The 13,751-nt window shown below is 71.5% G+C and carries 13 protein-coding genes and 1 pseudogene; 5 read left to right on the top strand and 9 right to left on the bottom strand.

The genetic code is table 11. The features are described from left to right. Positions 1–33: 33 nt before the first annotated feature. Positions 34–636 carry a gamma carbonic anhydrase family protein gene (locus tag ACFQZ6_RS34810; RefSeq protein WP_381617698.1) on the top strand — a complete coding sequence of 201 codons (603 nt, stop codon included), beginning with the start codon at positions 34–36 and terminating at the stop codon, positions 634–636. Positions 637–1,597: 961 nt separating this feature from the next. Here the strand turns inward: ACFQZ6_RS34810 and ACFQZ6_RS34805 are convergent. From ACFQZ6_RS34805 to ACFQZ6_RS34795, 3 genes are all read right to left on the bottom strand, one after another. Further along, positions 1,598–1,726 (bottom strand): hypothetical protein, encoded by a 129-nt coding sequence (locus ACFQZ6_RS34805; protein WP_381617695.1) that lies wholly within the window; start codon positions 1,724–1,726, stop codon positions 1,598–1,600. Between the two features lie 391 nt (positions 1,727–2,117). Further along, positions 2,118–2,471: a VOC family protein gene (locus ACFQZ6_RS34800; protein ID WP_381617692.1), complete on the bottom strand. Its 354-nt coding sequence runs from the start codon at positions 2,469–2,471 to the stop codon at positions 2,118–2,120. Next, positions 2,411–2,767, bottom strand: a complete 357-nt coding sequence (locus ACFQZ6_RS34795) for a DUF6368 family protein (protein ID WP_381617689.1) — start codon at positions 2,765–2,767, stop codon at positions 2,411–2,413. Before ACFQZ6_RS34795 ends, ACFQZ6_RS34800 begins: the two co-directional genes overlap by 61 nt. Here ACFQZ6_RS34795 and ACFQZ6_RS34790 point away from each other — a divergent pair. Together ACFQZ6_RS34790 and ACFQZ6_RS34785 are read left to right on the top strand one after the other, a co-directional pair. Next, positions 2,766–3,572, top strand: coding sequence for a class I SAM-dependent methyltransferase (locus ACFQZ6_RS34790; protein ID WP_381617687.1), 807 nt, complete (start codon positions 2,766–2,768; stop codon positions 3,570–3,572). The genes ACFQZ6_RS34795 and ACFQZ6_RS34790 overlap by 2 nt on opposite strands. 283 nt (positions 3,573–3,855) lie before the next feature. Continuing rightward, positions 3,856–3,984, top strand: a complete 129-nt coding sequence (locus ACFQZ6_RS34785; protein WP_381617684.1) for a hypothetical protein — start codon at positions 3,856–3,858, stop codon at positions 3,982–3,984. 47 nt (positions 3,985–4,031) lie between these two features. Here ACFQZ6_RS34785 and ACFQZ6_RS34780 read toward each other — a convergent pair whose 3' ends face one another. Continuing rightward, a complete protein-coding gene (locus ACFQZ6_RS34780) occupies positions 4,032–4,442 on the bottom strand; it encodes a CGNR zinc finger domain-containing protein (protein ID WP_381618897.1) in 411 nt (136 codons plus the stop codon). Positions 4,443–4,456: 14 nt separating this feature from the next. On the opposite strand from ACFQZ6_RS34780, the pseudogene ACFQZ6_RS34775 reads away from it, so the two are divergent. Next, positions 4,457–4,699 (top strand): annotated as a pseudogene (locus ACFQZ6_RS34775) (DUF1348 family protein); the annotation flags it as partial. Between the two features lie 205 nt (positions 4,700–4,904). Here ACFQZ6_RS34775 and ACFQZ6_RS34770 read toward each other — a convergent pair. The 4 genes from ACFQZ6_RS34770 to ACFQZ6_RS34755 all read right to left on the bottom strand — a co-directional run bounded on the left by ACFQZ6_RS34770 (position 4,905) and on the right by ACFQZ6_RS34755 (position 10,240). Then, positions 4,905–6,578, bottom strand: coding sequence for an FAD-binding oxidoreductase (locus ACFQZ6_RS34770; protein WP_381617681.1), 1,674 nt, complete (start codon positions 6,576–6,578; stop codon positions 4,905–4,907). Between the two features lie 430 nt (positions 6,579–7,008). Beyond that, positions 7,009–7,776 (bottom strand): SDR family oxidoreductase, encoded by a 768-nt coding sequence (locus ACFQZ6_RS34765; protein WP_381617678.1) that lies wholly within the window; start codon positions 7,774–7,776, stop codon positions 7,009–7,011. Positions 7,777–8,013: 237 nt separating this feature from the next. After that, entirely contained in the window at positions 8,014–8,811 is a 798-nt protein-coding gene (locus tag ACFQZ6_RS34760; RefSeq protein ID WP_381617675.1) for an SDR family NAD(P)-dependent oxidoreductase, read from the bottom strand. A 196-nt stretch (positions 8,812–9,007) separates the two neighbouring features. Further along, positions 9,008–10,240, bottom strand: coding sequence for an acyltransferase family protein (locus ACFQZ6_RS34755; protein WP_381617672.1), 1,233 nt, complete (start codon positions 10,238–10,240; stop codon positions 9,008–9,010). Positions 10,241–10,807: 567 nt separating this feature from the next. Here ACFQZ6_RS34755 and ACFQZ6_RS34750 point away from each other — a divergent pair. Beyond that, positions 10,808–11,695, top strand: coding sequence for a sigma-70 family RNA polymerase sigma factor (locus ACFQZ6_RS34750; protein ID WP_381617669.1), 888 nt, complete (start codon positions 10,808–10,810; stop codon positions 11,693–11,695). A 305-nt stretch (positions 11,696–12,000) separates the two neighbouring features. On the opposite strand, the gene ACFQZ6_RS34745 is transcribed toward ACFQZ6_RS34750, so the two are convergent. After that, entirely contained in the window at positions 12,001–13,524 is a 1,524-nt protein-coding gene (locus ACFQZ6_RS34745; protein ID WP_381617666.1) for a DHA2 family efflux MFS transporter permease subunit, read from the bottom strand. Between the last annotated feature and the right edge of the window lie 227 nt (positions 13,525–13,751).

Below are 13,751 nucleotides of genomic sequence, written 5' to 3'. Positions count from 1 at the left end.
CTGGCCGGGCCGGGTTGCGGCAGGATCGCGGACATGCTGATCGAACACGAGGGCTGTTCCCCGACCGTGCACCCCACGGCCTACGTCGCGCCGACGGCGACCCTGAGCGGGGACGTACGGGTGGGCGCGGGGTGCCGGGTGCTGTTCGGTGCCGTGCTGACGGCCGAGGGCGGCCCGGTGGACCTCGGCGAGGAGTGCGTCGTCATGGAGAACGCGGTCCTGCGCGGGACCCGCAGGGATCCGCTGACCTTGGGCCGACAGGTGCTGGTCGGCCCCACCTCGTACCTGACCGGCTGCTCGGTTGAGGACGAGGTGTTCCTGGCGACCGGGAGCCGGGTGTTCAACGGCGCGCGGATCGGGACCCGCTCGGAGGTGCGCATCAACGGCGTCGTGCACCTGCGCACCGTACTGCCCGCCGACTCGCTGGTGCCGATCGGCTGGGTGGCCGTCGGTGACCCGGTGCGGATCCTTCCGCCGCAGGAGCACGAGGCGATCTGGGCGGTGCAGAGGGAGCTGGACTTCCCCGGCTACGTCTTCGGCCTGGACCGGCCCGCGGACGGCGAGAGCCTCATGCCGGGCATCGCTAAGCGTTTCGGGCGGGCCCTTGGCCGCCACCGCGACGACCGTCAGGTCTGAGCAGCAGTCGGCCGATCACCGACCCCACAGCACGGCGCCGGAAACGCCGCACAGCACGTCGTACGGGCCGGGCGTCGCCGCCGGGGGGACATCGCGCCGGACCGCACGCCGCGCTGGCGTGGGGCGTACTGAGCAGGCGCGGTGACCTGCGCGGGCGATAACGGGCGGCCGGGTGTGCCACGTGCTTGGCGGTCGCAGCCGGGCGCGGGGGCCAGGACGGGCGGTGCGTGACGCGGCGCCGTCCGCTCGGCGAGGAACGTGCCCGCGCGTATGAGGTGGTGACGGTGCGTCAGCGCTGCAGCGCGGTGACCGGCTGGACGCGTACGGCACGGACCGCGGGCAGCAGTCCGGCCACGACACCGCCGCCGGTGGCGGCCAGCGCGCTCCCTACGCCCAGCACTCACCTCCAGGGCTGGCACTCGAAGGCCGAACAGAGCCAGTTCGGCTGGCCGCACTTCGGTGAGCCCGCGAAGCTCGCTGAGCAAGCCGGTGAAATTCCCAGAGCGCAGTGCGATGTCGGCCACGACGACCTCTGCGGCGCGGCCCCGCAGCAGAGCCGTCAGTTCTCCCAGTTCGCCCACGGCTCCGATCACACTCATCTCCGCATCCATGCAGAGGTCGGCCCGCAGCCTCTCCCGCACGCCGCGATCCCGGATTCCCAAAGCGAGATGTGTACGGCCGGTATCTGACCGGACCGCCCCCACTCTGGACAGTGCGTTGAGTGCGTTCATGCACCCCCCTGAAATCACAAAAGGTCAGGCGTCCGCTGGGGACGGGGAAAAGAGGGAGGCTGTGTTGCCCACCTCGTTGTCCCGTTGGCGGAGAGTGTGCCGTCCTCAGGCCAGCACACGGCGGGAAGGGGCCTGGTCCGCCCGGACGGTGCAGGCGATGCCGTAGTCCGCCGTCGGCCCGGCACGCGCGTTGTCCTGCACTCAGGTGGTGACCGTCTGGAACGCGGCGCTCACGTCACCCGTTCGGCCTGCGGGGCTTCCGCCGCGGAGGCCGGAGCCGCCAGGCCGACGGCGGCCGTCACGCCCACCGCGGCCGCCATCATGACCTTGGTCAGCGGGCGTGAACTCGTCCTGCGCATCTGTTGAATTCCCTCTGCCGGGTTCCGGGAGGCCCTGGGCCGGGCGGTGTCCCTCGTGCGGCCAGCGTCGCCCTAGGCGGGAACGCCGTGCACGCTTTTCGGAAATCCTCGAAACGTTGCCGCAGCCGTCCGCCACGGTGGCCGGGAACCGGCGGCTGGGGGACGTCCTCCGGCCGGACGGTGTGGTGCTGAGCACGAACGCCGCTTCACTGCGATGGAGGTCTCGGGCGCCACTGCCGCAGTCCGACGGCCGCGTGCTCGACGCGAATCCGTTCCCCAGACTGCCGTCGGCGCGTCTCCCGCCAGGCGTACTCCTCGCCGAACGGCGCGTCGCTCCCCGGCTTCTTCGGGGGGACGCTGATCTGCTCGGGGAATCCGTCTGAAGGTGCGGTCAGGCGGGCTGCCACAGCTCGATCCGGTTGCCCTCGGGATCGGTGACCCAGCCGAACCGGCCGACGCCTTCCATGTCCTGGATGTCCTCGGACACGTCCGCTCCCTTGGCGCGCAACTGCGCGAGCATGGCGTCCAGGTCGCGCACCCGGAAGTTGAGCATGGTCTGCTGGGAGCGGGATCCGAGGTAGTCGGTCCCGGAGTCGAACGTGGCGAACACCGTCGGTCCGGCTGCCTGGTGCCACAGGCCGTGCTCGTCAGCGTCCAGGCCCAGGCAGTCGCGGTACCACGCGTTCAGGGCGTCCGGGTCGGCAGCTCGCATGAAGTAGCCGCCGATTCCAAGTACACGTTCCATGCCGCCATCCTGACAGGACGGCGATCGGGTCGGCCCGGCAGCCCACCACCACCTGCCTTCAATCCGCGACGACCGCCGGGCGGTTCGTGGAAAAAGTGTGCGTCAAACGCCCTGACATGGACGGCCTGGGCCGGTCTGAAGCCGAGGACGGCCTCTGCCTCAGGATCGTCCGCGTGCTCGGCCTCGACGGTGCTCTCGTCGCCGACCCCCGGCCCCGCCAAGGAGACCAGGAAGGGCCGACGCCGTTCCTCGCGCTGCCGATGGGGTCCCACCAAGGGGTGCGGCACTACCGTCATGAGGGTGACGGGAATCAATGCCGACCAGCGGTGGTCCGAGTCCATGCCGGCGGCCTATGAGCGGTACCTCGTGCCCGTGGTCTTCCAGCCCTTCGCCGAGGACCTGACCGCAAGGGCGGCAGCACTCCGCCCTCGGCGCGTCCTCGAACTGGCCGCGGGGACAGGTGTGTTGACATCGAACCTGCTCGCCGCGGCACCGTCGGCCGAGGTGACGGCCACCGACCTGAACGAGGCCATGGTCGCTTTCGGGTCGACCCGGGCCCCAGGCGCACAGTGGCGGCAGGCCGACGCGCAGCGGCTGCCGGTGCCGGACGGAGGCTTCGACCTGGTGGTCTGCCAGTTCGGCGTGATGTTCTTTCCCGACCGGGTCGCGACCTTCACCGAGGTGAGGCGGGTGCTGGCAGCGGGCGGCCGGTTCTTGTTCAACACCTGGGGCCCGCTGAGGACGCACGCCTTCGAAGTCGCGCTGCAGGCGGGGCTGGAACGGGCCTTTCCGGTCGACCCGCCGCGGTTCTTCCCGACGGTTCCGCACGGCTACGCCGACCCCGCTGTCGTGGTCGCCGATCTGGCGGCCGCCGGGTTCGCCGTCGAGGAGGAGCAGGAACTGACGCTTCAGGGCCGGGCCGCGTCGACCGCCGACCTTGTCACCGGCTACCTCACCGGGACACCTGTGCGCGCGGCAGTCGAGGGGCGCGGCGACGGACCAGCCGTCCGGGCCACCGTCATCGAGGAGGTGACGGCCCGTCTGGGCCCGGGGCCGGTCACCGCCCCGATGACGGCGTACGTCTTCCGCGCCGCGGCCTGAACGCAGGACGCGCCCGCCCCGAGGACGGGGGTGAGCCGATGTCGGCGGGGCGCGTCGCGGGGGTGCCCGGCGCTCATCGCGCAGGCCAAGGACGAGCTCTACGGCCACGGAGCCGCCCCGAACGCCGCGCCGCTGGCCCGGCCGCAGCCCGGGACGCCAGGACTGCGGCCCGTCCCGGGCCAGTGGTGCCGTCCGCGGAACCGGACGAGCGGATCCGGCAGCTCGCGACCGAGCGGGACATACTCCGCAGGGCGGCCAAGCATCTCGCCGGGGAGAGGAACCGGTGAGGAGCCGTTTCCGGTTCGTCGACGACCACCGGGACGCCTTCGAGGTGAAGCGGACCCTCCCGGCGGCGCCCGCGTCCGGGCCGGTGCGCCTGAGGATGCGGCTCGGCTCCTGGTGGAGGGCGTAGTCGGTCCAGGTCGTGGCAGGCCGCCGGGTGGAGCTGGGGCGCGGCTGTCAGGCGGTGTTCTGGCGGTGGCGTTGGTAGTGGCGGGCGGAGCGGGCGCGGTTGCCGCAGCCTGCGGAGCACCACTCGCGGCGGGGGTGGTTCTTGAGGAAGTACAGGACGCACCCCGGCGCCAGGCAGGCGCGCAACTGGTGGCGGGTGTCCTGGCTGAAGAGGGTGATGGTCTCCTCCGCGATCGCGGAGACGGCCGCGGAGGCCGTCCGGCCGCTGGTGCGGAGCTGCCGGGAGGGTGGTTGGCCGGGGGTCCACGACAGCGCCGACCAGTGGGGCGTGTCGCTGGCGGCCTGGTTGAGCGCCGCGACGGCGGCGTCCAGGTCGCGGGTGTCGGACGCGGCGGCCGGGCGCGGGTCCTCGGTGGCTTCGGCGGCCAGCCGGCGCAGGGCGTCACGCAGGCCGGTCAGGCGCTCACCGAGCCAAGAGCCTGTGGGGCTTGAACGGCAACCGCGTGGCCGTCCGCTTCCAGTACGAGTGGCACAACACCGAAGGCCAGTGGTTCCGCTCCTACGGCAACGAACTGTGGGAGTTCGCCGACAACGGCCTCATGCGCCGACGCGAGGCGAGCATCAACGACCTGGCCATCCACGAGGCGGACCGCCGCTACTTCGGCCGGCGCCCCGACGCCGAGCGCGGCCCCGGACACGACATCCCCCTCGGCTAGCCGTGGCCCGCGGGTCGTCGCCCCTGGTCCGGACGCGGTCGGCGTCGGTGTGGCCGGAGTCCCAGCAGTCCTCGCCGTTCGTGGTGGCGCACGGCGCGTACCAGGGCTCCGGCGCCCGTGTGCCCGAAGGCGGCGACGCGCGGTTCGACGTCTTAGCGCCCCGCGCGCGCCCGGCCGGTGCCGCCTCGCGGTCGCGCTCCCCGCGTCATGCGGTGGGGAGCTTGATGGACTGGCTGTGGTGGAAGACGTCGCGTGGGTCGTACGTCTGCTTGATCCGCTGGAGCTTGGCGTAGTTGCCCTTGTAGTACAGCTCCTGCCAGGACACGCCGGAGGTGTTGTACCGCGGGTCGCTCAGGTCGATGTCCGGGTAGTTGACGTAGCAGCCGTCGGTCACGTCGTTGATGACCGGGACGCCGCCGGTGTCGGCGTAGACGCTCTGGTAGAACTCGCGCAGCCACCGCAGCGACATCGCCTCGTCGGCCGGGTCGGTCCACCAGATCGACCATGCCGCCTTGTACGCGGCCTCGCGGTGCGGGAAGGCGGTGGCGTCCGGCGCGACGGCGTTGACCTTGCCGCCGAAGGAGCTGAGCTGCACGTTGGCGGTGGGGTTGACCAGGTCGTCCCGGGTCAGCTGCGCGTAGATCGCGTCGATCTGCGCCGTGGGTATGGCGGTGCGGTAGTACGCGGACTTGTTGTCACTCCTGAGGCTGGGGTCGTTCAGCGTCGGGTTGGTGGTCCCGGCGTAGCGGGCGGCCTGGAACCACGGCATCCGGCGCGGCTCGCCGAGGTCCGTCATGGCCGCCATCTCGCCCATGTGGGTGGTCATCGGCTCGTGGGCGACCTCCACCCCGGCGGTCACGGTGGTCAGGAAGTCGTCCAGTACCTTCCGCGCGTCCGGGACGGTCGCGTCGAGCTGGGTGACCATGCCGATGTACCCGCCGGACTTGTGGTTCAGCCACAGCGCGCTGAACAGGTGGTCGTTGACGGTGCCGGGCTTGAGGTGCTTGGCGTGCCAGTCGCCCCAGTTCTGGACCAGGCGCTGGAAGCGGTCCTTGGTCATGTCGGCCCAGGGCCAGGAGACGGCGTGCACGAACACCTCGGCCGGCGGCTGCGGGAGCAGCTTGGCGGGGTCGGTGCCGGTCGCGCCGGGGGAACGGAACCAGAAGCGGGTGATCACACCGAAGTTGCCGCCGCCACCGCCCGCGTGGGCCCACCACAGGTCGCGGTGGGGGTCGTTCGGCTCGCGGGTCGCCACGACGACCTTCGCCGTGCCGTCCGCGGCGACCGTCACCACCTCGACGCCGTGCAGGTGGTCGATCACCAGGCCCAGCTGACGGCACAGCAGACCCCAGCCGCCGCCGCTGACATGGCCGCCGGCCCCGACCTGGAAGCAGATGCCGGCGGGTATGGTCACTCCCCAGGACCGGTACATGCGCTCGTACACGTTGAGCAGTTGGGCGCCGGTCTCGACGCAGATGGCGTTCTTCTCGGCGTCGAAGTAGACCTTGTTCATCTTCGACATGTCGAGGATGACGTCCACGTCGGAGTTGTAGACCCAGTCCTCGTGGCAGTGGCCGCCGCTGCGCACCGTCAGGCGCTTGCCTTGCTGCACGGCTCTCTGCACGACCGCCCGGACCTGCGCCGTCGTCTCGGCGAGGCAGATCGCCTCGGGGGTGGCGGCCCACCGCTGGTTGTAGCCCCGCACCATGTCCTGGTACCGCTTGTCGCTGGGGGTCACCATGGTGATCGGCTCCGCCGCCGTCTCGGCGGCAGCGGCTGGTGGGGCCAGGGCCGTCCCGGTCAGGAACGCGGCTCCCCCGGCCACCGCACCCCCCGCCAGGAAGTTCCGCCTCTGGATACCGTCGTCGTTTCGTGCCATTGTTCCAACCCCCTGGTCATGCCGGTCATGACGGACTTGTGCGGCCGTGCTGTGGACCTGGCGGCCCTCCCCGCGCGGCCCTGTCGTCTTGCTGGGTTCGCCCTCGGGCACAGGCGGCTCCGGAGCGAGGGACGGATCCGTTCACGGTGGTGGATCCGCGCGTGTATGGCGGCAGCGGGAACGCGCCCGGGTCCCGGCCCGCGGGGCTCGCCCCTACCTGGGCGGCCCGTGCGGCTCGCCCCTACGTGGGCGGCCCGTGCCGGGGACCCTGCGCCGTCGGAGGGGCCATGCGGTGCTGCCGCGGGCCGTGGCCCACTGCCGAGGCGGGTCCCGACGACCCCGCTGTGTCCATGGACCGGAGCGTGCCAAGCGCGGTTAGTGCGCCGGTCGGGCACCGCTGGAGCGTGCGCGTGGTGGGTGGCGGGCCCCGCTACCAGGGCACCGGGCCGTCCTGGCCGAAGAACCCGGCGGTCGGTCCGTCCGTGCCGAGGGTGGCCAGGCGCACCAGGACCGCGGCGCCCTGCGCGACGGTGAGGAAGCCGGTGTGGGCGTTGCTGTCCGTGGCGACGAAGCCGGGCGCGGCGGCGTTGACGAGGATGTTGTCCTTGCGCAGTTCGTTGGCGTACTGCACGGTCAGCGCGGTCAGGGCGGACTTGGACGGCGCGTACGCCGCCGAGGGCGGCAGGGCCGCCATGGGGCCGTCCGGGTCGCTGGTGGCGGTCAGCGAGGCGGCGTGGCTGCTGACGTTGACGATGCGTGCCGCCGGTGACCGGCGCAGCAGCGGGAGCATGGCGTTGGTCACCGTGATGACCCCGAAGACGTTGGTCTCGAACACCGCCCGGACCATGTCCAGGTCGACGGAGCTGGGGATCTGGTCGTGGGCGTCCATGGGCGCCACCGGCCCGGAGCCGGTGATGCCGGCGTTGTTGATCAGCACGTCGAGGCGGCCGAAGCGCTCCTCGATCTGCTGCTCGGCTGCCTGGACGGTGGCCGGGTCGGTGACGTCCAGGGTGACCGGGTGCGCGTCGCCGCCGGTCGCACGCAGCGCCGCGGCCACCTCCTCGCCGCGCTGGGGGTGCCGGGCGCCGATCAGGACCGTCGTGCCCAGCTCGGCGAGTTGCTCGGCAGTCCCCCGGCCGATCCCTCTGGTCGCGCCGGTGACCAGCGCGACCTCGGGGCGGGTGGTGTGCTCGCTCATAACAGCTCCTTGCTGTGGGGTGCTCGTCTCAGGAGGTGACGTCACTACGGGAGACGAGGAGGCCCGGCCGTTGGTGACGGCGAGCAGGAGACAGCGGGGAGCAGATCCCCCTTTCGGGTGAGCGGCATCGCGCGGATCGCTTCGGACGCTTCCGGCTCCCCCCGGGAAAGGGCCCGGCCCCCGTCGTCGCCGCCGGTGGGGGCGGTGACCGCGGGGGCCGGGGAAGGCGTCGGCAGGTCAGAGGTGACGGACCACGCCGCCGTCCACGCGGAGGGCGGCACCGTTGGTGGCACTGGACAGGTCCGAGGCCACGTAGACGATGAGGTTCGCCACTTCCTCCCCTTCCGCGAACCGGCCGATCAGCGAGTGGGGGTGGGTGGCCTGGAAGAACTCCTCCTGGATCTGCTGGAGCGGCACATCCGGCCGCTGCTGCTGGAGGAAGGCGAAGTAGCGGTCGTTCAGCTCGGAGTGGGTCGGGCCGGGGAGCACCGCGTTCACGGTGACGCCGGAGGCCGGGTAGGTCTCGGCCAGGCCGCGGGCGACGCCGAGTTGGGCGGTCTTGGTGACGCCGTAGTGCACCATGGCCGCCGGGATGTCGAGGGCGGAGGAGCTGTTGACGAAGATGATGCGGCCCCAGCCGCGGTCGACCATCCCGGTGACGTAGTGGCGGGACAGCCGCACACCGCTCATCACGTTCAGGTCCCACAGGTGCTGCCAGCTCTCGTCGGTCACCTCGGTGAACTGACCGAGTTCGGCGGTGCCGGCGTTGTTGACAAGGATGTCGGCGTCCGGGAGGACGCTGATGATCTGCTGGACCCCCTCCACCGTGGAGACATCGCCGGGTGCGGAGCGCAGGTCGGCGTCGGGAAGGGCCTTGCGGATGTCCGCGATGGCGGTCTGTACGCGCTCCTCGGTGCGGCCGTTGACGTAGACCCGGGCGCCAGCGGCGGCCAGCTGTGCGGCGGTGGCCTTGCCTATGCCAGCGGTGGATCCGGTGACCAGGGCGGTGCGGTTGGACAGGTCGAGGTTGAGCATGGAACGACTCCTGGGTCAGGGGGCATGGCCGCCAGACGTCCACCTCCCTGGTGGGGAGGGCTTCATTCCGGCTTACAGTGCGACTTTTCCCGGCCCCGCTATAGACCTTCTTGACCGGTACTAAAACGCGGCACACCGCGCGTCGGCCGGTCCGCGGGGACCGTCCCGGTCGGTGTGCCGCGTCCTGTCGCACGGTTCAGACGACTTCGCCGCTCCGTACGGGGCCCTTGCTCTGCGAGGGGACCTGCTGCGCGGTCTCGGGTGCCGTGCCCGGCGCGGGCCGCTTCCTGCTGCGGCTCCAGCGGCGCATCACCGGCTGCTCCACGAGGCTGTACAGCAGCCAGGCGGCCAGCAGGTTGGCCAGGAACAGCACGATCAACATGCCGATCGCGGGCAGGGTGTCGTAGGTGCGCGTCCCCAGTACCTCGGGCCGGCCGTAGAAGACCACGATGCCCTGGACGAGATAGAAGGCGAAGGAGACGTTGCCGAGCCACACCATGGGCCGACTGCCGAGCAGACCGTTGCGGCCCCGCAGGTCGGAGGAGGCCGCGGAGCACAGGATCATGCCGATCGGGACGACCGTGGTGAGACTGAAGTTGTACGGGTCCGGGACGGTGAGCGCGGCCCAGTAGCCCAGGCAGAACAGGGCCGTTGAGGTCAGCAGGCCGATGCGCGGCCACAGGCCCGCGGCGACGATCCGGGCGAGGATCATGCCCAGCACGAACTCGAACAGCCGCGGCGGCGGGAAGGCGTAGCCGAACCACTCCTGGTTGGCCGTCAGGTCCCCGAAGGGGCTCGGGGCGCCACCGGCCATGAACGCCTTCGTCACCGCCGCCATGACCGCCACACCGGCGACCATCCCGCCGGCCCACAGCCACAGCGCCCGTTCCTTGATGCGCCGTACCAGGACGATGAACAGCGGGAACAGGGCGTAGAAGAGGACCTCCGCGCACAGCGACCAGGACGGGAAGTTGACGCTCATCGCGATGTCGGCCCGGTTGCTGAAGGTGTGCACCAGGAAGAGGTTGGACAGCCATGCCTCCACCGGGGTGGTGGAGGCGAACAGCCACAGCGCCAGCGCCCAGGTCACGATGTGGTTGGGGTAGATCTTCAGCACACGGCGCCGGTAGAAGGCCGTGATCCGGTCCCCGGGGGTCGAGGACCAGGCCAGGACGAAGCCGCTGAGCACGAAGAAGAAGGACACCCCGATGCGTCCGGCGGGCAGGAAGAAGTCGGCCACCGGCTGGGCGACGTCGAGGTCGGCGAAGAAGGTGATGGGCGCGTCCGGCCGCAGCGGGCCGACCAGGTAGGAGGTGTGGTAGACGAAGACGAGCAGGGCCGCCAGGAAGCGGAGACCGGTGAGCGAGGGAAGCGTGGCCGGGCGCTGCGGTGAACCGCTGGTCGCCGGTACGGCGGTTCGGTCTGCCATGTGCACTGCCTTTCGATTGGGGACGCGGCCTGCGGGGCGGTCGGCGCGCGGTGACGCACGGACGGAGCAGGCGGCACGGTCAGCCGTTGCCTTGCTGATCTCGGTATGGGGGGGAGACGCCGGGCCAGAGGGTGCTCGCTGGCCGTGTCGCTGTTCTCCGGCGAACCGGTGCGCAGACTAGTGGGGGGACCCTCGGGCCCTGCTCGCGCTCGGCTTGAGGGTTGCGGCCTGCGGCGTTCCGCTTGCGGGGCGCTCCGGCCGGGGGTGCGTCCCCGGCAGTCGGGGGCGCCTCGAAGGAGGTCCCGCGGGGGGGCTGGTCGGGCGGCGCGCTGGGGGGCGGTGCCATGCTGGTGGCTTGTGGCTTGCTGGCACGGGACCGAGGGGGGCGAGGGGGCGTGGTCCTGCCGGGAAGACGCCAGCCGCCGGTCACAACGTCGGTGTCCCGCTCGTCAGTGCAGTGGGCAGCCCGCGGACCGCGGGACCGTGACCGCCCGTCTCTGCGAGCACGGCCGTCGTCGGCTGTCTCCGACCGGTCGGGCTGGGTGCCGAGGCGCAGAAGGAGCAGCGATGAACGAGACTGAATGGCTGGCGGATCGTTTCGAGGAGAACCGGGTTCATCTGCGGGCGGTCGCCTACCGTATGCTCGGCTCGCCGACCGAGGCGGAAGACGCGGTGCAGGAGTGCTGGCTGCGGCTGAGCCGGTCCTACGACGACGAGATCGCGAACCTGCGGGGCTGGCTGACCACCGTGGTGGGCCGGGTGTGCCTGGACATGCTGCGCCAGCGCCGGGCGCGCCGGGAGGACTCGCTGGAGGACCTCGTTCCGGCGGTGGCCACGTTCTACGAGGACGACAGCCCCGAGGAGCACGTGCTGCTGGCCGACTCGGTGGGGCAGGCGCTGCTGGTCGTCCTCGAGACGCTGGATCCCGCCGAGCGGTTGGCGTTCGTGCTGCACGACATGTTCGGTGTGCCCTTCGACGAGGTCGCGGTGATCGTGGAGCGCAGCCCGGCCGCGGCCCGGAAGCTGGCGAGCCGTGCGCGGCACCGGGTGCGAGGCGGCCGGTCGGCGGCGGACCCCGCCGCGTCCCAGCAGGGGCAGGTCGTGCAGGCGTTCCTCGCCGCCGCGCGTGACGGTGACTTCGACGCGCTGCTGGCGGTCCTGGACCCGGACGCCGTGGCCCGCAACAACGGGGTGCCGGTGGCCCTGGGTTCGGTGGCGGTGGCCAAGGGGGCGGCGACGTTCGCGCCGTTCCTCCAGGTCGCCTGGCTCGCGCTGGTCGACGGCTCGCTGGGGATCCTCGCGCAGCAGGAGGACGGCGGGATGCGTGCGATGACCTTCGATATCTCCGACGGGAGGATCCGCGAGATCGACGTCGTCACCGACCCGGAGCAGTTGCGCGGCATGGACCTGGCGGTGTTGGGGCCGCCGCACCGCGGACGGGGCGGGGGAAAGTAACCGTCACGCGGTGCGCGGACCACACGGCGCGGCCCTGGTTGTCTGACGAACGGGACGGCACTTGTGTGACCGGACGGGGCCGTGCGGACCGCGCCGTGTGCTTCGCCGTCGCCCACCCCACCCGTTCGGCGATCGCCTCCCGGACGGCGGGTCGGGTCAAGAGCGCGTAACAGCGCGACGTCGCCGCCGTTGGGAGCCCACCGCGGTTGCAGGGGGGCGGCTGCCCGCCGCTCGGCCCGCCCTGACATGGGCCCGCCCCCGGGGGAGTGCCCGGGGGCGGTGCGGTGGTTCGAATCAGGCGCCGGTCACGAGGCGGCGGGGGTGCGGGGGGTGTCCTGCGCGACAGCCGCCCCGCTGGTGGCCTCGGCGACCGCGTCGCGCGGCTTGGAGTCCACCTTGTCCATCAGCAGCAGGACGAGCACGGTGGCCACGACGAGGAAGCCGGCGCCGACGCGGAGCGCCAGCGCGTATCCCTCGGTCTGCGCTATCTGCGGAAGGTCACCGTCCGCGACGTGGTCGTTGACGTAGCGCAGGGCGAGGGGAACCAGGGTGGCCAGGCCGAGCGATCCGCCGACCTGCTGCATGGCGGTCTGCACACCGGAGGCGAGACCGGCGTCCTGGCCGGTGACCTCGTGCAGCGCGCCGTTGGTCAGGGCGGGGAAGCCGACGGCGTTGAAGAAGCCGTACACGAGCAGGCCCGGCATGATCCCGGTGAGGAAGGACGCGTCGGTGGCGAGGCCGCCCGCGGCCAGGAGCAGGCCGCCGGCGCTGCCGAGGAAGGAGATCATCAGGATCGGTTTGACCCCGAGGCGCGGCATCAGCGCCGTCGACACGCCCATGCCGACGCCGATGGCGATGGTGAACGGGATGTAGGTCAGACCGGTCTTCATCGGCGAGTAGCCGAGCACCTGCTGGAGGTACAGGGTCAGCAGGAAGGCGTACGTGTAGAAGGCCGCGAGCGCCAGCACGCTGACGCCGTTGGAGGTGACGCGGGTGCGGTTGGTGAAGAACCGCATGGGGATCATCGGGTCGGGGACGCGGGACTCCCACACGGCCATGAAGATCAGCAGGGCGATTCCGCCGAACAACGGGAGCAGCACGTCCGTGGAGCCCCACGGGTCGTCGGCGGCCTGGAGCAGGCCGTAGACGATCGCGACGAGACCGCCGGTGACGGAGAGGGCGCCGACCGCGTCGATGCCCTGGCCGGGGGCGCGGGCCATACGGCTCTCCGGGATGACCCGGGGGACCATGATCAGCGCGAACACGGCGACGGGGACGTTGATGAAGAAGATCCACCGCCAGTCCACCAGGTCGGTCAGCGCTCCGCCGACGATCGAGCCGACCGCGCTGCCCACGGCGGCCATGCCGCCCCAGATGCCCAGCGCCTTGGTGCGTTCCTTGGCGTCGCGGAACAGCACGGGGATCAGGCCCAGCGCCGCCGGGCCGGCCAGTGCCTCACCGAAACCCTGGACGAAGCGGCCGCCGACCAGCATCCCGGAGTTGGCCGCGGCACCGCACACGATCGACGAGATACCGAAGACCAGCACACCGGCGATGAAGATCCTGCGACGGCCGAACATGTCGGAGAGCCGTCCGCCCAGCAGCAGGAAACCGCCCGCGGTCAGCACGTAGGCGTTGACCACCCACGCGAGACCTCCGGGGGTGAAGTCCAGATCGTCTTCGATCTTGGGCAGGGCGATGTTCACGACGGTGACGTCCATCATGAGCATGAACTGCATCGCCGTCAGCACGGCGAGTGCCGCCCATCGCCGCGGGTCGGCGTCGGCGAGGACGCTCCCGCCTTGCGCTTCCTTGTCTGCGCTACTCATACCTAACTCGTTCCTCCGAATGATCCGCGGCCGGGGGTTCCGCCCGCCCGGGCGACATACCGGCCCCACGACGTGGGGGGGGGCACCGGCGGGTCGCCCGCCCCGCCGGTACGCGGGATGGTGTCCGTCTCAGCAGTACGACGAAACAATCTCCAGAGATGTGACACACCGCGCCGACCTCGGCGTTCGCTGTGCCGTCTCCGTGGCCGGGGACCGTCTCGGAGGGG

The sequence above is a fragment of the Streptomyces flavalbus genome, assembly GCF_042674625.1.
Lineage (GTDB): Bacteria > Actinomycetota > Actinomycetes > Streptomycetales > Streptomycetaceae > Streptomyces > Streptomyces flavalbus.
This window is presented reverse-complemented; position numbering and strand designations above follow the sequence as displayed.

Excerpts from the sequence above, each read along its gene's own strand:
- ACFQZ6_RS34805 (WP_381617695.1), bottom strand. The coding sequence starts at position 1,726 with ATGCGCAGGACGAGTTCACGCCCGCTGACCAAGGTCATGATGGCGGCC.
- ACFQZ6_RS34800 (WP_381617692.1), bottom strand. The coding sequence starts at position 2,471 with ATGGAACGTGTACTTGGAATCGGCGGCTACTTCATGCGAGCTGCCGAC.
- ACFQZ6_RS34745 (WP_381617666.1), bottom strand. The coding sequence starts at position 13,524 with ATGAGTAGCGCAGACAAGGAAGCGCAAGGCGGGAGCGTCCTCGCCGAC.
- ACFQZ6_RS34810 (WP_381617698.1), top strand. The coding sequence starts at position 34 with ATGCTGATCGAACACGAGGGCTGTTCCCCGACCGTGCACCCCACGGCC.
- ACFQZ6_RS34795 (WP_381617689.1), bottom strand. The coding sequence starts at position 2,767 with ATGACGGTAGTGCCGCACCCCTTGGTGGGACCCCATCGGCAGCGCGAG.
- ACFQZ6_RS34790 (WP_381617687.1), top strand. The coding sequence starts at position 2,766 with ATGAGGGTGACGGGAATCAATGCCGACCAGCGGTGGTCCGAGTCCATG.
- ACFQZ6_RS34770 (WP_381617681.1), bottom strand. The coding sequence starts at position 6,578 with ATGGCACGAAACGACGACGGTATCCAGAGGCGGAACTTCCTGGCGGGG.
- ACFQZ6_RS34760 (WP_381617675.1), bottom strand. The coding sequence starts at position 8,811 with ATGCTCAACCTCGACCTGTCCAACCGCACCGCCCTGGTCACCGGATCC.
- ACFQZ6_RS34750 (WP_381617669.1), top strand. The coding sequence starts at position 10,808 with ATGAACGAGACTGAATGGCTGGCGGATCGTTTCGAGGAGAACCGGGTT.
- ACFQZ6_RS34765 (WP_381617678.1), bottom strand. The coding sequence starts at position 7,776 with ATGAGCGAGCACACCACCCGCCCCGAGGTCGCGCTGGTCACCGGCGCG.
- ACFQZ6_RS34755 (WP_381617672.1), bottom strand. The coding sequence starts at position 10,240 with ATGGCAGACCGAACCGCCGTACCGGCGACCAGCGGTTCACCGCAGCGC.